This window comes from Faecalibacterium duncaniae (assembly GCF_010509575.1).
Taxonomy (GTDB): domain Bacteria; phylum Bacillota; class Clostridia; order Oscillospirales; family Ruminococcaceae; genus Faecalibacterium; species Faecalibacterium duncaniae.
This window is the reverse complement of the sequence record NZ_CP048437.1, coordinates 2,641,245-2,658,447: the sequence shown is the minus strand read 5'-3', so window position 1 is coordinate 2,658,447 and position 17,203 is coordinate 2,641,245. Positions and strand designations below refer to the sequence as shown.

Annotated in this window: 17 protein-coding genes and 1 tRNA gene; 15 read left to right on the top strand and 3 right to left on the bottom strand. The window is 60.6% G+C overall.

Annotated elements, in window-relative coordinates; translation table 11 throughout:
- Positions 1-27 precede the first annotated feature (27 nt).
- From acpP to fabZ, 10 genes are all read left to right on the top strand, one after another.
- Entirely contained in the window at positions 28-255 is a 228-nt protein-coding gene (gene acpP, locus GXM22_RS12725) for an acyl carrier protein (protein ID WP_005935295.1), read from the top strand.
- A gap of 11 nt (positions 256-266) precedes the next feature.
- The gene (accD, locus tag GXM22_RS12720) at positions 267-1,139 is read left to right on the top strand and encodes an acetyl-CoA carboxylase, carboxyltransferase subunit beta (protein WP_005935297.1); all 873 of its coding nucleotides are present in this window, start codon (positions 267-269) and stop codon (positions 1,137-1,139) included.
- Positions 1,136-2,089, top strand: coding sequence for an acetyl-CoA carboxylase carboxyltransferase subunit alpha (locus GXM22_RS12715; RefSeq protein ID WP_005935299.1), 954 nt, complete (start codon positions 1,136-1,138; stop codon positions 2,087-2,089). Before accD ends, GXM22_RS12715 begins: the two co-directional genes overlap by 4 nt.
- Positions 2,086-3,030: a beta-ketoacyl-ACP synthase 3 gene (locus GXM22_RS12710; RefSeq protein WP_005935301.1), complete on the top strand. Its 945-nt coding sequence runs from the start codon at positions 2,086-2,088 to the stop codon at positions 3,028-3,030. The genes GXM22_RS12715 and GXM22_RS12710 overlap by 4 nt, the downstream gene beginning before the upstream one ends.
- Before the next feature lie 178 nt (positions 3,031-3,208).
- Entirely contained in the window at positions 3,209-4,144 is a 936-nt protein-coding gene (locus GXM22_RS12705; protein WP_005935303.1) for a DUF561 domain-containing protein, read from the top strand.
- Positions 4,138-5,205 (top strand): NAD(P)H-dependent flavin oxidoreductase, encoded by a 1,068-nt coding sequence (locus GXM22_RS12700; protein WP_005935305.1) that lies wholly within the window; start codon positions 4,138-4,140, stop codon positions 5,203-5,205. The genes GXM22_RS12705 and GXM22_RS12700 overlap by 7 nt, the downstream gene beginning before the upstream one ends.
- A complete protein-coding gene (locus GXM22_RS12695) occupies positions 5,202-6,134 on the top strand; it encodes an ACP S-malonyltransferase (RefSeq protein ID WP_035394840.1) in 933 nt (310 codons plus the stop codon). Before GXM22_RS12700 ends, GXM22_RS12695 begins: the two co-directional genes overlap by 4 nt.
- On the top strand, positions 6,131-6,880 hold the full coding sequence (gene fabG, locus GXM22_RS15140; RefSeq protein ID WP_005935309.1) for a 3-oxoacyl-[acyl-carrier-protein] reductase: 750 nt from the start codon (positions 6,131-6,133) through the stop codon (positions 6,878-6,880). The genes GXM22_RS12695 and fabG overlap by 4 nt, the downstream gene beginning before the upstream one ends.
- Before the next feature lie 15 nt (positions 6,881-6,895).
- On the top strand, positions 6,896-8,134 hold the full coding sequence (gene fabF, locus GXM22_RS15135; RefSeq protein WP_005935311.1) for a beta-ketoacyl-ACP synthase II: 1,239 nt from the start codon (positions 6,896-6,898) through the stop codon (positions 8,132-8,134).
- A 3-nt stretch (positions 8,135-8,137) separates the two neighbouring features.
- Complete coding sequence (gene fabZ / locus GXM22_RS12685) at positions 8,138-8,614, top strand: 3-hydroxyacyl-ACP dehydratase FabZ (RefSeq protein ID WP_005935313.1); 477 nt, start codon at positions 8,138-8,140, stop codon at positions 8,612-8,614.
- Positions 8,615-8,808: 194 nt separating this feature from the next.
- Here the strand turns inward: fabZ and GXM22_RS12680 are convergent.
- Both GXM22_RS12680 and GXM22_RS12675 read right to left on the bottom strand, forming a co-directional pair.
- Positions 8,809-8,884, bottom strand: a tRNA-Val gene (locus GXM22_RS12680).
- Positions 8,885-9,028: 144 nt separating this feature from the next.
- Positions 9,029-9,622, bottom strand: a complete 594-nt coding sequence (locus GXM22_RS12675) for a TetR/AcrR family transcriptional regulator (protein ID WP_035394844.1) — start codon at positions 9,620-9,622, stop codon at positions 9,029-9,031.
- 248 nt (positions 9,623-9,870) lie between these two features.
- On the opposite strand from GXM22_RS12675, the gene GXM22_RS12670 reads away from it, so the two are divergent.
- The 4 genes from GXM22_RS12670 to GXM22_RS12655 all read left to right on the top strand — a co-directional run bounded on the left by GXM22_RS12670 (position 9,871) and on the right by GXM22_RS12655 (position 15,264).
- Positions 9,871-11,970, top strand: coding sequence for an efflux RND transporter permease subunit (locus GXM22_RS12670; protein WP_005935321.1), 2,100 nt, complete (start codon positions 9,871-9,873; stop codon positions 11,968-11,970).
- Positions 11,971-11,975: 5 nt separating this feature from the next.
- Positions 11,976-13,880: a hypothetical protein gene (locus tag GXM22_RS12665; protein WP_005935323.1), complete on the top strand. Its 1,905-nt coding sequence runs from the start codon at positions 11,976-11,978 to the stop codon at positions 13,878-13,880.
- 134 nt (positions 13,881-14,014) lie between these two features.
- A complete protein-coding gene (locus tag GXM22_RS12660; protein WP_099357282.1) occupies positions 14,015-14,809 on the top strand; it encodes a threonine/serine exporter family protein in 795 nt (264 codons plus the stop codon).
- Positions 14,806-15,264: a threonine/serine exporter family protein gene (locus GXM22_RS12655; RefSeq protein ID WP_005935329.1), complete on the top strand. Its 459-nt coding sequence runs from the start codon at positions 14,806-14,808 to the stop codon at positions 15,262-15,264. Before GXM22_RS12660 ends, GXM22_RS12655 begins: the two co-directional genes overlap by 4 nt.
- Before the next feature lie 50 nt (positions 15,265-15,314).
- Here GXM22_RS12655 and GXM22_RS12650 read toward each other — a convergent pair whose 3' ends face one another.
- A complete protein-coding gene (locus tag GXM22_RS12650) occupies positions 15,315-15,932 on the bottom strand; it encodes a hypothetical protein (protein ID WP_005935331.1) in 618 nt (205 codons plus the stop codon).
- 373 nt (positions 15,933-16,305) lie between these two features.
- Here GXM22_RS12650 and GXM22_RS12645 point away from each other — a divergent pair, with 373 nt between their 5' ends.
- Entirely contained in the window at positions 16,306-17,142 is an 837-nt protein-coding gene (locus GXM22_RS12645) for an ABC transporter substrate-binding protein (protein WP_097773338.1), read from the top strand.
- The last annotated feature ends 61 nt before the right edge of the window (positions 17,143-17,203 follow it).

Sequence of the window (17,203 nt, the reverse complement as noted above, 5' to 3'; positions counted from 1 at the left end):
ACAAACCAATCAAAGGAGAATATTACCATGACGTTTGAAGAAATGAAGAAGATCGTTGTTGACACCCTGAACTGCGAGGAGGACAAGGTGACCATGGAGGCCAGCCTGACCGAGGATCTGGAGGCCGACAGCCTGGATGCCGTGGAGCTGAACATGGCGCTGGAGGATGCCTGCGGTGTGTCCATCCCGGACGAGGAGCTGGCAAAGCTCAAGACCGTGGGTGACATCTACAACTACATCACCGCACATATCTGAGGAAACATGCGATGAATGATATCCGAGATCTGCTCCCCAACCGGATGCGGGAGCGCACTTTCCAGCTGAAGGCCAAGCGGGATGCCGGAGCTGTCTGGCACGAGCCGCAGTTTGTGGAGTGCAAGCAGTGCGGCCGCCGCGCTGCCCGCACCCTGTGGGCCAGAAGCCTGTATGTCTGCCCCAACTGCGGCTATCACATGCCCATTGGCGGGTATTACCGGCTCAGTCTGGTGCTGGATCACGGCAGCTTCCGGGAACTGGACGCTGACCTTGATCCGCAGGATGTGCTGAACTTCCCCGGATACGGGGAAAAGCTTGCCGCCGCCCAGAACAAGACCGGCCTGCACGAGGCTGCTGTCACCGCCGTCGGCCGCATTGGCGGCGTGGCCTGTGTGGCAGCCGTGTTGGACAGCCGGTTCTTTATGGGCAGCATGAGCACGGCTGTGGGCGAGAAGATCACCCGCGCCGTGGAGTACGCCACCGCCAAGCGCCTGCCTCTGGTCATCTTTTCGGCCAGCGGCGGCGCGCGGATGCAGGAGGGCATTTTCAGCCTGATGCAGATGGCCAAGACCAGCGCCGCCATCCAGCGCTTTTCGGCAAAGGGCGGGCTGTACGTCAGCGTGCTGACCCACCCCACCACCGGCGGCGTGACCGCCAGCTTTGCAAGCCTGGGCGATATCATGCTGGCCGAACCGGGGGCACTCATCGGCTTTGCCGGCCCCCGTGTCATTGAGCAGACCATCGGTGAAAAACTGCCCGCCGGGTTCCAGCGCAGCGAATTCCAGATGGAACACGGCTTTGTAGATCAGGTGGTGCCCCGCAGTCAGCTGCGGGATACGCTGATCCAGGTCCTGCAGCTTCATGCCGGAGGGAAACACGAATGATAAAAGATATTTTGGAGCAGCTGGCCCCGCTGGACGCACAGATCGCCGCGCTGAAGGGCAGCGGCAGTGACATGGAGGCCATCACCGCCCATGCGTCCGAACTGGCAGAGCTGGCGGTGGAAGAGGACGAGATTCTGCGCTCCTGCGGCCCGCTGACTGCCGAGGATCGGGTCTTTCTGGCCCGTCACCCGGAGCGTCCGCACATCGACGAGACGATCTCTGCCCTGTTCACGGATTTCTTCGAGCAGCGCGGCGACCGGCAGTGCAAGGAGGACGCGGCCATTCTGGGCGGCGTGGCCCGTTTCCACGGGATGCCGGTGACGGTCATCGGCCACCGCAAGGGCTCCACGCTGGAGGAAAATCTGGCCTGCAACTTTGGAATGCCGGGGCCGGAGGGTTACCGCAAGGCTCTGCGCCTGATGAAGCAGGCTGAAAAATTCGGCCGCCCCATCATCACCTTTATCGACACGCCGGGCGCTTACCCCGGCAAGGATGCCGAGGAGCGGGGGCAGGGCGAGGCCATTGCCCGGAATCTGATGGAGATGAGCGGCCTGACGGTACCGGTCATCGCCGTGGTCACCGGCGAGGGCTCCTCCGGCGGCGCGCTGGCACTGGGTGTGGCCAACCACATCCTCATGCTGGAAAACGCGGTCTACTCCGTGCTGAGCCCCGAGGGCTTTGCCAGCATCCTGTGGAAGGACTCCTCCCGCAGCGGCGAGGCCTGTGAGATGATGAAGCTGACGGCGCAGGATCTGTACCGCGGCGGCATCGTGGAAGAAGTGATCCCGGAGCCGGTGGGCGGTGCCCAGCGCTGCCACGCGGCCCTGTTTGAGCGCATGGATGCCGCTCTGCGCGCCCACCTGAAAGAACTGTGCCGCATGAGCGACCGGCAGCTGGCCGATCAGCGCTATAAAAAGTACCGCCAGATCGGAGAAACGAGGAACGCATGAATGGTTTACAGCTGATCGCCACCGGCGGGGCACTTCCCGGACGGACGATCACCAATGACGCGCTGAGCCGCATGGTGGACACCAGTGACGCATGGATCACCAGCCGCACCGGCATCCGCACCCGGCACTGGTGCACCGAGGACGAATCTGCCGCCACGCTGGCCATTGCGGCCGCGCGGCAGGCCCTTGACCGCAGCGGCCTTGCCCCGGCGGACATTGCCTGCTGTGTCTGCGCGACCCTTTCTGCCCCGGATGCCACCCCCAGCGTGGCCTGTCAGGTACAGGCGGCACTGGGCCTGCCCGAAAATCGGCCCGCGCTGGACATCAACGCGGCCTGTTCCGGTTTTCTCTATGGCATGGCCGTGGCGCGGGGGATGCTGACGACTCTGGGCGGGCAGTATGCCCTTGTCATCGGGTGCGAAGCACTTTCCCGCCTGATGGACCCCACCGACCGCTCCACCTGTGTGTTGTTCGGCGACGGGGCCGGAGCCGCTATTTTCCGGCTGGCAGATACCCCCTTTGCGTTGACGCTGGGGGCACGCGGCAGCGATGTCCTCCATGCGGGCGGGCCGAGCCGGGAAGGCTCTGCCCCCATCACCATGGACGGCAAGGCGGTGTTCCGCTTTGCCGTGGATGCCCTGCCCAAGTGCCTGCACACGGTGCTGGACGAGACCCGGCTGACCCTCGACGATCTGTCGTGGGTGGTCTGCCATCAGGCCAACAGCCGCATCATCGACCACTGCATCAAGGCTCTGCAGGCCGACCCGGCAAAATTTTATAAGAACATGGATCGCCACGGCAACACCAGCGCCGCCAGCATTCCGGTCGCCCTCAACGAGCTGGCCGAGAGCGGGCAGTTGACCCCGGGCAGACCGCTGGCCTGCATCGGCTTTGGCGGCGGCCTGACCTGGGGCGGCGCGATCCTGCAATACAAAGAGTGAAAATCATGTTCGGCAAACGGGCTCGCCCTCTCAGTCACCTTCGGTGACAGCTCCCCCAAAGTGGGAGCCTTTGGCAAAACCGAAAAGTTTACCGTACTGCCAAGGGCTCTCCCCTTGGGAGAGCTGTCGAGCAGAGCGAGACTGAGAGGGCGAGGACGCTTACCGATAGGATAAAACTATGAAACTTTTAAATGAAATTTTAGGCACAAAATACCCCATCATCCAGGGCGGCATGGCAAACATTGCCACCGGCGAGTTTGCCGCAGCCTGCTCCAATGCAGGTGCACTGGGCATCATCGGTGCGGGCGGCATGAATGCCGACACCCTGCGCGAAAATATCCGCCGGTGCAAGCAGCTCACAGACAAGCCCTTTGGCGTGAACATCATGCTGATGCACCCGCAGGCAGACGAGTTTGCCCAGATCGTTGTGGAGGAAGGCGTGCAGGTGGTCACCACCGGCGCAGGCAACCCGGGCAAATATGTTCCCATGTGGAAAGCGGCGGGCATCAAGGTGATCCCCGTGGTGGCTGCCGCTGTGCTGGCAAAGCATCTGGAGAAGCTGGGCATCGATGCCGTGATCGCCGAAGGGACCGAGAGCGGCGGCCATGTGGGCGAGATGGCCACCATGGCACTGGTGCCGCAGGTGGTGGACGCAGTGGATCTGCCCGTCATTGCGGCGGGCGGCATTGCCGACGGCCGTCAGCTGGCAGCCGCCCTTGCGCTGGGTGCCTGCGGCGTGCAGGTGGGCACCTGCCTGCTGGTGAGCGAGGAGTGCCCCATCCACGAAAACTACAAGGCTGCCCTGCTCAATGCCAAGGACAGCGATACCATCGTGACCGGACGCATCGGCGGTTCCCCGGTCCGGGTGCTGAAAAACCGGATGAGCCGTGAATATGTCCGGCAGGAAAAGGCCGGTGCCGATAAGATGGAGCTGGAAAAGTACACCCTGGGCAGTCTGCGCCGGGCCGTGTTTGAAGGCAACACCTCCACCGGCAGTCTGATGGCCGGTCAGGTGGCCGGAATGCTCCACGAGGTGCGCCCTGTGGCGGACATTCTGGATGACCTGTGGAACGGCGGGAGGCAGCGTATCCACGCGCTGAGCGAGGAATGCTGACGCTCGGAAAGAAAGTCCTGTCTGTGCCCATCCTGCAGGGCGGCATGGGCGTGGGCGTTTCTCTGGGCGGGCTGGCCGGTGCCGTGGCGGCCTGCGGCGGCATGGGGTGCATCTCCACCGCCGATGCAGGCTACCGGGAGCCGGACTTTGCCCGTGACCCGGCCAGCGCCAACCACCGCGCCCTGACCGCTGAGATCCGGAAAGCAAAGCAGATCGCAAACGGTGCCGGTATGGTGGCCATCAATGCAATGGTGGCCACGCAGGACTACGCCGCCGCCATCCGCACCGCGGTGGAAGCGGGCGTGGACGCTGTGGTGTCCGGCGCGGGTCTGCCGCTGGAGCTGCCCGGCCTTGTGAACACGATGGAGGTCGCCATCGCGCCCATCGTTTCCAGCGGACGGGCGGCAAAGCTCATCCTGCGCCGCTGGGCCAAGGAGTTCGGCCGCACCGCTGATTTTGTGGTCATTGAGGGCTGCAAGGCAGGCGGTCATCTCGGCTTTGCGGAGCAGGACCTGTTCTCCGGAAGCTGCCAGACGCTGGATGAGATCCTGCCGGAGGTGCTGGCCGAGGTAAAGCCCTATGAGGCGCAGTTCGGCCACAGCATCCCCGTGTTTGTGGCGGGCGGCGTGTACACCGGGGCCGATCTGGCTCACTTTACCAGACTGGGTGCCGCAGGCGTTCAGCTTGCCACCCGCTTTATCACCACCTACGAATGCGATGCATCCCAGGGGTACAAGGACGTTCTGCTGAATGCAGGTTCTGAGGATGTGCGCATCATCCACAGCCCGGTCGGGATGCCGGGCCGGGCGCTGAACACGCCGCTGGTGCAGGCCATGGCGGAGGGCAGACGCTTCCCGCCCCGGCACTGTGCCCGCTGCCTGAAGACCTGCGACCCCGCCAAGGTGCCCTACTGCATCACCCATGCACTGATCGAAGCGGTCAAGGGCAACCTGGAGGAAGGACTTTTCTTCTGCGGGGCCAATGTGGGCAGGCTGGACCGGATGTACACTGTCCGTGAGCTGATGGATGAACTTGTGACCGAATGGAGGCAAAACCGATGAAGCTTGCTGTTTTATATGCCGGTCAGGGTGCCCAGCACCCCGGCATGGGCAAAGAATTTTACGAAGCATCTTCCGCTTTCCGTGCCGCGTTCGACGCTGCAGACCTTCCGTTTGATCTGCACCGCGTCTGCTTCGACGACCCGGACGGCGTTCTGAATCAGACCGAATACACCCAGCCCTGCATGGTGGCCTTTGCCTGCGGCGTATCCGCCGTTCTGGCCGAGCAGGGGGTCAAGCCTGCTTATGTGGCCGGTCTCTCTCTGGGCGAATATTCCGCGCTGGAAGCCGCCGGTGTATTCACCGCCAAGCAGGCCATTGAGCTGGCAGCCTACCGCGGCAAAGCCATGGCCGACGCGGCCAGCGGCATCGACTGCGGCATGACCGCAGTGCTGAACCTCGACCGGGTCCCCCTTGCAGAATGCTGTGAGCAGGCATCCGCGCTGGGCTGTGTGCAGATCTGCAACTACAATTGCCCGGGCCAGCTGGTCATTGGCGGCGAAAAGGCCGCAGTGGACAAGGCTGCAGAGCTTGCAAAGCAGGCCGGTGCCCGCCGGTGCATCCCGCTCAAGGTGAGCGGACCGTTCCACACCCGTCTGATGGCTCCCGCCGGGGATGCCCTGGCAAAGCGCTTTGCCGCCGAACCCTTTGGCGAAATGAGCGTTCCGGTGCTGTTCAACTGCCTGGGCCGTGAAAAAGCCGAGAGCGACAGCATCCCGGCCCTGCTGGTCCGGCAGGTGCAGAGCAGTGTCCACATGGAGGACACCCTGCACCGTCTGGGTGAGCTGGGTGTGGATCACATTCTGGAGGTCGGCCCCGGCAATGCGCTCTCCGGCTTTGTGAAAAAGACTCTGCCCGGTGTGACTTGTGTGTCGGTGGAGACCCCGGCGCAGCTGGACACCGTTCTGAACGCATGGAAGGAAGAACAATGAACGAAGAAACCATCATCCGTACCGCCGTTGTGACCGGCGGAAGCCGGGGAATCGGCCGGGCCGTGTGCGTACAGCTTGCCCGGCAGGGCTGCCATGTGGTGGTCAACTACTGCCACGGCGAAGCGGCCGCCGCTGAGACCGTGTCTCTCTGCAGGGCCCAGGGCGCGCAGGCTGTGGCCGTGCAGGCCGATGTTTCCACCGCCGAGGGCTGCAAAAAGCTCTTTGAGGAAGCGGTGAACGCCTTTGGCCGGGTGGATATCCTTGTGAACAATGCAGGCATCACCCGGGACAACCTGATCCTGCGCATGTCCGAAGCAGACTTTGATGCTGTGCTGGACGCAAACCTCAAGGGTGCGTTCCTCTGCTGCAAGGAAGCGGCCCGCCGGATGGTGCGTCAGCGCCGGGGCCGGATCATCAATCTGAGCAGCGTCGTTGCCCTGCGGGGCAATGCAGGCCAGACGAATTACGCTGCCAGCAAGGCTGGGCTCATCGGCCTGACCAAAAGCCTGGCCCGGGAGCTGGCCAGCCGCAATGTGACAGTAAACGCTGTTGCGCCCGGCTTTATTGAGACTGATATGACCGCCGCCCTGCCGGAGGCTGTCCGCACCGAAATGGCAAAGGACATCCCGGCAGGCCGCGCAGGCCAGCCGGAGGACGTGGCAAACGCGGTGGCGTTTTTTGCCGCAGAACAAAGCAGCTATCTCACCGGGCAGGTGCTCTGTGTGGACGGCGGCATGGCAATGTAAAAGGAGAAATTCTCTATGGAAAAACGCAGAGTCGTGATCACCGGTCTGGGCACCGTGAACCCGCTGGGCAACACTGCTGCCGACAGCTGGGCTGCCGCAAAGGCAGGCCGGTGCGGCATTGGCCCCATCACCCAGTTTGATACCACCGATTTCAAGTGCAAGCTGGCCGGTGAAGTGAAAAACTTTGACCCCGAGACCGTTGTAGACAAAAAGGAAGCCCGGAAGATGGCCCGCTTCACCCTGCTGGCACTGGCTGCTGCAGCCGAGGCCATTGCTGACAGCGGCCTGAACACGGAAGCAGAGGCCAAAAACATCGGTGTGGTCCTTTCCAGCGGCATTGGCGGCCTGCCCACCATCGAGGAGCAGCACACCCGCGGGGAAGAGAAAGGCATGGAGAAGGTCAGCCCCTACTTTGTGCCTATGTCCATTGCCAACATGGCGGCGGCACAGGTGGCCATCCGCTTTGGCCTGAAGGGCATGTGCACCTGCCCGGTCACGGCCTGCGCCGGCGGCACCAATGCCGTGGGCGATGCCTTCCACCGCATCCGGGACGGTTACGAGACTGCCATGGTCTGCGGCGGTGCCGAAAGCTGCATCAGCCCGCTGGGCATCGGCGGTTTTACCAGCATGAAGGCGCTTTCCACCGCCACCGACCCGGATGCTGCCAGCCTGCCCTTTGATGCCCGCCGCGGCGGCTTCGTGATGGGCGAGGGCAGCGGTGTGCTGGTTCTGGAAGAGCTGGAGCACGCCCGGGCACGCGGTGCGCATATCTACGCCGAGGTGGTGGGCTATGGTGCCAACTGCGATGCTTACCACTTTACTGCACCGGCTCCCGGCGGCACAGGTGCCATCGACTGCATGAAGCTGACACTGGCCGATGCAGGCATTGCCCCGGAGCAGGTGGATCACATCAACGCCCACGGCACCGGCACCCACATGAACGATGCCTGCGAGACGGCTGCCATCCATGCCGTGTTCGGTGAGCACGCAAAGCAGCTGACCGTGGTCAGCACCAAGAGCATGACCGGCCATCTGCTGGGCGGTGCGGGCGGCATCGAGGCCGTGTTCACGGCACTGGCCCTGCGAGACCAGTTTGCCCCGCCCACCATCCACTACGAGCAGCCTGATCCGGAATGCGATCTGGACTATGTGCCCAATGCAGGCCGTGCACAGGCCATGACCTACGCACTGAGCAACAGCCTGGGCTTTGGCGGGCACAACGCCTGCATCGCCCTGCGCAGATGGGAGGGCTGAGCCATGGCAGAACCGCGCACCGTGCGGGAGAACGCAAACACCCTGAACAGTGAGCAGATCGCAGCCCTTCTGCCCCACCGCTACCCCTTTGCCCTCGTGGACCGTATCCTGGACTATGAGCCGGGGCAGTGGGCCATTGGCCGCAAGTGCGTATCCCGCAATGAAGAATTCTTCTGCGGTCACTTCCCGGGCCAACCGGTCATGCCGGGGGTGCTGATCCTGGAAGCACTGGCCCAGACCGGAGCCGTGGCGGCGTTGAGCGTTCCCGAAAACAAAGGCAAACTGGCCCTCTTCGGCGGCATCAAGAATGCCCGCTTCCGCAAACAGGTCACCCCAGGGGATGTTCTTACGCTCCATTGTGAGCTGGTGGAACAGCGCGGCCCTGTGGGCATCGGGAAAGCGTCTGCTTATGTGGATGGCAAGTGCGCTGCCACAGCGGAGCTGACCTTTGTGCTGACCGAAGCAAACACAGGGGCTTAAGGCGCTTTGTGCGCAGCGGTCGCCCCCAATACCATATCGTATATAAAAGGCAGGATACCATCGCCATGATGATATCCTGCCTTTGTTCGTTCCTGTTTACCGTTCTGCATACTCTCGGCATAGAGAACATCTTGTGAAACAAAAAAGTACCCGAACCCTTTTTCGTAAAGAATCGGGTTCGGGTACAAACTGTATGGTGGACGGTACAGGACTCGAACCTGTGACCTCCTGCACGTCAAGCAGATGCTCTACCAGCTGAGCTAACCGTCCAGATGTCGTATCGACTTGAGTATGATACCACATTTTTCGCGCAATTGCAAGGGCTTTTTTGAAAAAAGTCTGCCTTTTCCGTTTTTTACCCCGGAGGATTGGCGCAAAGGCACCTTTGCGGGGGCTGGCAGGGGAGAGGTGCGCTCAGAGCGCCCGGCGGATGATGTCGTAGAGGATGGGTTTCATGTTGTCGATGTTGTCGGGCTTGCCCTCCAACACGGAGGTATAGCACACCGATATGCACATGCTGCCCAGGGCGGTGATGCGCTGGTAGATCTCCCGCTCGGTGCGGCCCGCCATCTCGGGGCTGCACATCACGATCTGGAGGACCTTGCGCATCAGCGGTTCGGCCTCGCCGCTGGCTTCGATCTGATCCAGCCCGGGCCAGACAAAGCTGCGCTCCAGGAAGCGGAGCATCAGGGTGTCCGCGCGCAGGGCTTCGATGATATGGTCAATGACAAAGATCATCTGGTCGGGGAAGCTGGTAAGCTCGGCGGCGTGCTGTTCGGCAGCGGCACAGGCGTTGTCCAGCAGCTGGTAGCTCACCCGGGCCAGCAGGGCCTGCGTGACCGAACCCTTATCGGCAAAATAGAGGTAGAATGTGCCCTTGCCCACCTTGGCGCGGGAGGTGATATCCTCCACGCTGGTCTTGGAGGTGCCCCGCTCCAGAAACAGCTCGTAAGCTGCATCCAGAAGCGCGCGGCGCTTTTCCTGTTTCTTTCCTTCCACGGTGCTCATAGCTTGCTGCATCCTCTTTTCTGACGTTGTTTTGTCGTGTAAACAATATTTTAGCAGGGAGAAGGGAAGAGCGCAAGAGCAAAAGCCCCCGGACAAGCTATACAATTTTTGCTTTGTGATAAGAAAACTGACTTTTGGTCATTTTTTGTCTTGACACCTTGCGTCGATTGGTTATAATAGTGCTTGCTCAGAAATGACCACGGGTCATTTTAGAACAGATCCAATCAACTTTCGTATGGAGGGTTCCCATGAAAAAGATCGCACAGAGCATCGTGCGTCTGCGCAAGCTGATCTTAACAGTAGCGGTCCTGCTGTTGATCCCTTCCGCAATCGGCGCGGTTGCTACCCGCATCAACTATGATGTCCTGACCTATCTGCCGCAGGAGCTCGACTCCATGATCGGCGAGGTAGCGCTTGAGGACGACTTCCATCTGGCCTCCACCGGTATGATCACGGTGGAAGGCCTGCCTACCAATGAACTGATCGCCATGAAGAAGGACATTGATGCGGTGCCCGGTGTCACACAGACCTTCTGGCTCAGCGATGTCATCGACCCCAGCATCCCCACCGAGATGCTGCCCGCGGATGTCCAGCAGTTCATGTTCGGCAAAAACGATTCCACCATGCTCATCGTCCGGTTTGATGCGCCCAGCGCCAGCGACGAGACGATGAACGCCGTCCAGCAGATCAAACAGGTGCTGCGGCACGACTGCTACTTTGGCGGCATGAGCGTCATCTTGCAGGATACCAAGGCACTGATCAATGAAGAGATGCCGCTGTACATCCTGTGCGCTGTGGGTGCCAGTATGCTGGTGCTGTTCCTCTCGCTGGAGAGCACCATCACGCCCGTACTGTTCATGCTGGGCCTGCTGTTCCCCATTGCATACAACTTTGGCACCAACATCTTCCTGGGTCAGATCAGCTACATCACCCAGGCGCTTTCCACGGTGCTGCAGTTGGGCGTGACGATGGACTTCTCCATCTTCCTGCTCCACCGTTATCAGGAGGAAAAGGAACTCCGCTCCTCCAACGAGGAAGCTATGGTAACCGCCATCTGCAAGACCATGACCTCCATCACCGCTTCCTCCCTGACCACCATTGCGGGCTTCCTGGCACTGTGCGCCATGCGCCTGACGCTGGGCCGCGATATCGGTGTTGTTATGGCAAAGGGTGTGGCGCTGGGTGTCATCTGCACCATCGTCATCCTGCCTGCTTTGATCCTGACCTTTGATCAGCAGGTCGAAAAGTACAAGCACCGCACCATCGTGCCCAAGCTGACCAAGCTCAGCTACTTTGTTTCCAAGCATGCAATGCCCATCGTGGTCGTCTTTCTTGTGCTGCTGGTGCCCTTTGTGGTGGCCCAGCAAAAGACCGAGGTCTACTACACCCTGTTCGACTCGCTGCCCCAGGACCTGACCGGCATCGTTGGCACCAACAAGCTGGGCGAGGACTTTGGCATGACCACCTCCCACTTTATTCTGGTGGATGAGGACCTGACCGCAACACAGGTGTCTGACCTCTGCGATGAGCTCAAGGGTGTGGACGGCATCACCCAGGTGGTGAGCTTGGATTCCATCACCGGTCCGGGCTTCCAGACCGAGCTGCTGCCCGACAGCGTGACCGAGATCCTGCAGTCCGGCGGCTACAAGCTCATTCTGGCCAACAGCTCCTATAAGACCGGTACCGATGCCATCAACAACCAGCTGACCGAGATGAACGACCTTATCAAGGCGGTTGACGCCAACGGTGTCATCACCGGCGAGGGTGCCATGACCAAGGACCTGATCGAGGTTGCGGACGTGGATTTCAAGAACGTCAACGTCTGGTCGATCATGGCAGTCGCTGCCATTATCCTGATCTCCTTCCGGAGCCTGTCCATCCCTGTGCTGCTGGTTGCCAGCATCGAGGCCGCCATCTCCATCAATATGGGCATCCCGTACTTCACCGGTACCCAGCTGCCCTTCATCGCCAGCATCGTCATCGGCACCATCCAGCTGGGCGCGACAGTGGACTACTCCATCCTGATGACCACCCGTTATCACGAGGAGCGCAGCTATGGCCGCACCCCGCGGGAAGCTGCCCAGCAGTCGCTGGAGCACTGCAGCCAGTCCATCCTGACCAGCGGCCTGACCTTCTTTGCCGCAACCGTCGGCGTGGCCGCCATCAGTAAGATGGAGCTGCTGCAGAGCATCTGCCGACTCATCTCCCGCGGCGCACTGATCAGTATGGCTGTCATTCTGGTCGTTCTGCCCGCCGCCCTGATGCTGCTGGACTGGGTCATCCGCCACACCACCATGCACTGGCTGGTCCCTGAATCTTCCAACGCCAAGAAGTCTGATAAGGAGTAATTACCATGAAAAAATCGCTTCGTTTCGCCAGTGCGGCGCTGGCGCTGACTCTCGCCGCAGGCATGACCCTGCCCGCCTTTGCAGCCGCCAAGGCCGATTATTCCAAGGACGAGACCGTCTACGCCGTGATGAACGCCGACGGCTCCATCAAGTCCACCACCGTCAGCGAGCACCTGTACAGCGCTTCCGGCCTGTCCAATGTTACCGATGAGAGCACTCTGACCGATATCCAGAACACCGAGAGCGATGCCGCGTTCACCCAGGACGGCGAAAAGCTGGTCTGGAACACCGACGACACCGACGTGTACTATAAGGGCAATACCGACAAGGCCCTGCCCATCACCGCAAATGTCACCTATACGCTGGACGGCGTGACCGACAGCCTTGAGAACCTGATCGGCAAGAGCGGCCACCTGACCGTGACCGTTGACCTGACCAACAACGAGACCGGCACAGTGACCGTCAACGGCAAGGAGCGCACCGTTGTCACCCCGCTCATCACTGCTGTGGGCGTGATCTTTGGTCAGGATGCCACCAACCTGAGCGCCGAGCACGGAATGCTGGAATCCGCCGCCAAGAGCAGCGTGGCCGCTTTCGTCTGCCTGCCCGGCGTAAAGGACTCTCTGGACGGCCTGCTGCCCGATGACCTGTCTACTGTGGAGGATTATCTGCAGGACAGCGTCACCGTGGAAGCCGATGTTGAGAACCTGACCGCACCGCAGGTCATGCTGGCCTGTGCCACCAACGCCGATGCGCTGGGCACCAATGCCTTTGACCTGAGCAGCCTCAACGAGCTGACCGATGGCATCGGCCAGCTGAACGATGCCATGAACCAGCTGATGGATGGTGCCGCCCAACTGGTGGACGGTGCTTCCCAGCTGGCCAACGGTACCCTGGCCCTGCTGGACGGCGCTTCTCAGCTGAACAGCGGCGCTTCCACCCTGAACGATGGTCTGGGCCAGCTGACCAACGGTCTGGATACCCTGAGCTCCAATAACGCCGCCCTGCAGGCAGGTGCCCAGCAGGTGGCCGATGGCGTTCTGGCCTCCGCCAACAGCACCCTGATGGAGGGCGGCCTGATCGACACCCCCATGACCTGGGACAACTACGCTTCCGTCATTGACGAAGTGCTGACCATGAACGAAAAGACACTGGCTGCTGCCCGCAAGAAGATGGTGCGCACCGTCTGGGAGCAGGAGCCCAGCTTCAAGGACAGCCAGCTGGACATTGCCCTGTATCTCTCCGCAACCAAGACCAACCACGACCTGGAAGCTGCTCTGCGGCTGATGCAGAGCTACGACCCCTCCATGTTCAGCGCCATGCTTGATCTGAGCACTGCCAGCGCCAAGCAGACCGTGCATGACGAGCTGAAGTATCAGGCTGAGAACAGCCAGGATATCGCAGATGTCCGTGCCCTGAAGAACAGTCTGGCGCAGATCCAGTATTTCGTGTCCAGTGTCAACCAGTACACCAACGGTGTTGCCACCGCTGCTGACGGTGCCCACTCCGCAAAGGACGGTGCCGCCCAGCTGGCCGATGGCACCAAGACCCTGTATGACGGCGTGACCACCCTGAACGATGGCGCAGGCCAGCTCAGCGATGGCACGGTCCGGCTGAACGATGGCCTGAACCAGTTCAATGAGGAGGGCATCTCCAAGCTGACCGGCGCTCTGGACGAGGAGCAGATCCATGGCCTGAAGACCGTGCTGGACGAGATGACCAGCCGTCTGGAGGACTACACCAGCTTTGCCGGTAAGTCCGAGGATGCTTCCGGCAGCGTGAAGTTCATCTATAAGACCGGTGAGACGGTCGCCGCTGCGGATGTTACCGCCCAGACCACCGCCGATGTGCAGGAAGGCAACTTCTTCACCCGCCTGTGGCAGCGGATCGTGAACCTGTTCAAGTTCTGAAAAAACGGCGTGCCTGCTTGACAAGCCGCCGGAGATTGACTATACTACAAATAGATTCGTCAAGAAAAATGACCGCTCAGGCACTGAAACGTTGAGGCGGTCATTTTTTATGCCAATTTTAAGGAGACCACAGCATGGCAGAGAGGGAATTGTATCCGGACGGGGAACAGCGCCGCCGCATCATGGATTTTATTATGGCGGCCGGTCAGACCCTTTTGGAGAACGGGGCAGAGGTGTTCCGGGTGGAGCAGACCATGGAGATCATGGCGGCCAGCTTCCACCTGCGGGAGTTCCATGTCTATGTGCTGACCAACGGCATTTTTGCCAGCGCAGGCACGGCGGAGATGAGCGAGGTGCGCAACGTGCCCACCCGTACCACCCACCTGGGGCGGGTGGCGGCGGTGAATCAGCTTTCCCGCCAGATCGCGTCCGGGGAAGTGGACACCATCGATGTGGCCGAGACCCGGCTGGCTCAGGCCAGGTGCATCCCTTTTCCGAAGGACTGGGTGCAGATTGCGGCGGGCATGGGCGGCGCGTTCTGCTTTGCGCTGATTTTTGGCGGCGACCTGAAAGCAGGGCTTGCCGCCGCTGCGGCCGGTGTTGCGGCCAACGCCTACCTGCTGTTCTGCGGGCGGCACGGCGTGGGGGGCGGGTTCCGAACCATCTCCACCGCCGCCCTCATCACCCTATGCTGTATTCTGGGCTGCAGTCTGCTGGGCACTGAAGCCAGTCACGCCATCATCGGTACCCTGATGATCCTGACCCCTGGCATCGCCTTTACCATGGGCATCCGGGACTTTGTGCAGGGCGATTACCTGTCCGGCACCATCCGGATGATCGACGCGCTGCTCATTGCGGCCAGCATCGCCATCGGCACCGGCCTTGTGCTGAGTCTCTATGCCTTTTTGAAGGGGGTGGCCGTGGTATGACAGAGCTTCTTTTCACCGGGGAGCAGCTAGGCCGTCTGGCCCTGCAGTTCCTGCTGGCCGGGGCGGGCACCCTGAGCTTTGCCATCCTCTTTGCCTGCCCCAAACGCACCCTGCCCTATTGCGGGCTGGTGGGCGCAGTGGGCTGGCTGGTATACGAGATCGCGGAGCTGTTCGGGATGGAAGCCTTTGCAGCCTCGCTGCTAGCGGTCATTCCGCTGACGCTGCTGGCCCGCATCCTTGCGATGACCCTCAGAGCACCGGTGACGGTATTCCTGCTCACCGGCATCTTTCCGCTGGTGCCCGGTGCGGGCATCTATTACAGCGCCTACTACTTCATTCAGGGCGACAACGCGCTGGCGCTGGCAAACGGCATCTCCACCTTCAAGATCGCCGTGGCGCTGGCCGTGGGCATTGCCCTGGTGCTGGGCATCCCCCTGCCACAGAAACGCCGATAAAACAAAAACGAGACCGCCCGGTGGGCGGTCTCGTTGGTTATGCGGGAGAATCAGGTGGTGGGAACCATCCGCAGCAGCTGGGCCCCGGTGGTGACATCCAGACGGAAATATGCTTTGTTCAGCTCGGTGTTGTAGGAAACACTGACCGGTGTTTCGGTACCGTCGGCATTGATCTGCATCAGGCTGTAGCCGGAAATGGTATTGGCGGGTACCTCGATGCTGGCAATGACTGGCTGGGCCATCACACGGGCGGGGGTGACCTCCTCGCTCTTTACGGTGCCGCACTTTTCGCAGATGACCCGTTCAATAACAGTGGGATAGTAGAATGCTGCTGTCATTACCTGCTCACCGTTTTTCAGAGTCCCGGTGTGAACAGTCAGGTTGGAAAAGTTGGAGAAGACACCGTTTACCTTGGTCAGCTGGGTGTTATTCTTTACCTTGCCGCATTCGGGGCAAAGTGTAAGGGTCTCGGTGGTGCCATCGGGGAGCTTATGCTGGAAGGTGGTCTCCACACACTCAGTCTTATACTCTGTCGTGGTCTTCCAGGTGTGTTCCTTGCACTCGGTTTTGCCCGGGGTCTCTTCGGCCATGCTGACCACAGAACTGCCTGCCAGCACACAGACGGACAGACCAAAGGAGGCCAGGGCTTTCAGTATACGATTTTTCATAGAAGGATCCTTTCTCCCCACATCCCGGCGGGGCAGCGCGGTTTGAGCTTGGCTGCTTTTACCATGCTTCCAGCCTGATTATACCAATTAGAAGGAAAAGGTGTCAATGTCCGGGATTAAGTCCCGTGGGAAGATTCACTAGCAGAATACAACGGAATGACAGAAACACAGGAGTAAAATGAATATATACACTGAGAATGGGATGTAACCTGTATAAATGTTTTCAAAAGGGTTTCATTTGTTCCGATTTTTTGCACAACACTTGACTTTTTTATTTGTACAACATATACTAATCCTGTTCCTTGATGACACGGTGAAGCGCATCGTGCCGGGAAAGTGAAAAATTATACAATCAACAGAGGAGTGTTTGAATATGAAAAAGATCAATCGCCGCAGCTTTCTGGCTGCCGCTGGTCTGACCGCTGCCGCTCTGGCTCTGACTGCCTGCGGCGGTTCCGCCTCCAGCACCGCTTCTTCCACTGCAAGCAGTGCAGCTTCTTCCGAGGCTGCTTCCACCAGCGCTGCCGCTGAGCTGACCACCGTTGAGGCTGGCAAGCTGACCATGGCCACCAACGCTGCCTTCCCTCCGTACGAGATGACCACCGATGCCGGTGAGTTCGAGGGCATCGACATCGACACCGCCAAGGCTATTGCTGAGAAGCTGGGCCTGGAGCTGCAGATCGATGATATGGACTTCGACGCAGCACTGCTGAGCGTGCAGCAGGGCAAGGCCGATATCGTCATGGCTGGCGTTACCGTGACCGACGAGCGCAAGGCTGTGATGGACTTCTCCGACAGCTACGCTACCGGCATCCAGTCCATCATCGTTCCCGAGGGCTCTGATATCACCTCTCCCGATGATCTGGCAGGCAAGAAGATCGGCACCCAGCGCGGCACCACCGGCTACATCTACTGCTCTGATGACTTCGGCGATGACGCTGTGGTCGCATACGACGACGGCCTGACCGCTGTGCAGGCTCTGAACAATGGCCAGGTCGATGCAGTTGTCATCGACAATGCTCCTGCAAAGGAGTTCGTTGCCGCCAACCCCGGTCTGGTCATTCTGGACACCAGCTACGCCGAGGAGGATTACGCCATCGGTCTGGCAAAGGGTTCCGCTCTGGAGGATGCTGTCAATGCCGCTCTGGAAGAGCTGAAGGCTGACGGCACCCTGCAGTCCATCGTGGACAAGTACATCACTGCTGAATAATTCAGCTGTACCTTGTATCACGGGGAGGCGGCCCCATCTGGGGCACCTCCCCTTTTTTGGA

Bases quoted from the DNA above. Each gene is read 5' to 3' on its own strand.
- acpP (WP_005935295.1), top strand. From the start codon at position 28: ATGACGTTTGAAGAAATGAAGAAGATCGTTGTTGACACCCTGAACTGC.
- accD (WP_005935297.1), top strand. From the start codon at position 267: ATGAATGATATCCGAGATCTGCTCCCCAACCGGATGCGGGAGCGCACT.
- GXM22_RS12715 (WP_005935299.1), top strand. From the start codon at position 1,136: ATGATAAAAGATATTTTGGAGCAGCTGGCCCCGCTGGACGCACAGATC.
- GXM22_RS12710 (WP_005935301.1), top strand. From the start codon at position 2,086: ATGAATGGTTTACAGCTGATCGCCACCGGCGGGGCACTTCCCGGACGG.
- GXM22_RS12705 (WP_005935303.1), top strand. From the start codon at position 3,209: ATGAAACTTTTAAATGAAATTTTAGGCACAAAATACCCCATCATCCAG.
- GXM22_RS12700 (WP_005935305.1), top strand. From the start codon at position 4,138: ATGCTGACGCTCGGAAAGAAAGTCCTGTCTGTGCCCATCCTGCAGGGC.
- GXM22_RS12695 (WP_035394840.1), top strand. From the start codon at position 5,202: ATGAAGCTTGCTGTTTTATATGCCGGTCAGGGTGCCCAGCACCCCGGC.
- fabG (WP_005935309.1), top strand. From the start codon at position 6,131: ATGAACGAAGAAACCATCATCCGTACCGCCGTTGTGACCGGCGGAAGC.
- fabF (WP_005935311.1), top strand. From the start codon at position 6,896: ATGGAAAAACGCAGAGTCGTGATCACCGGTCTGGGCACCGTGAACCCG.
- fabZ (WP_005935313.1), top strand. From the start codon at position 8,138: ATGGCAGAACCGCGCACCGTGCGGGAGAACGCAAACACCCTGAACAGT.
- GXM22_RS12675 (WP_035394844.1), bottom strand. From the start codon at position 9,622: ATGAGCACCGTGGAAGGAAAGAAACAGGAAAAGCGCCGCGCGCTTCTG.
- GXM22_RS12670 (WP_005935321.1), top strand. From the start codon at position 9,871: ATGAAAAAGATCGCACAGAGCATCGTGCGTCTGCGCAAGCTGATCTTA.
- GXM22_RS12665 (WP_005935323.1), top strand. From the start codon at position 11,976: ATGAAAAAATCGCTTCGTTTCGCCAGTGCGGCGCTGGCGCTGACTCTC.
- GXM22_RS12660 (WP_099357282.1), top strand. From the start codon at position 14,015: ATGGCAGAGAGGGAATTGTATCCGGACGGGGAACAGCGCCGCCGCATC.
- GXM22_RS12655 (WP_005935329.1), top strand. From the start codon at position 14,806: ATGACAGAGCTTCTTTTCACCGGGGAGCAGCTAGGCCGTCTGGCCCTG.
- GXM22_RS12650 (WP_005935331.1), bottom strand. From the start codon at position 15,932: ATGAAAAATCGTATACTGAAAGCCCTGGCCTCCTTTGGTCTGTCCGTC.
- GXM22_RS12645 (WP_097773338.1), top strand. From the start codon at position 16,306: ATGAAAAAGATCAATCGCCGCAGCTTTCTGGCTGCCGCTGGTCTGACC.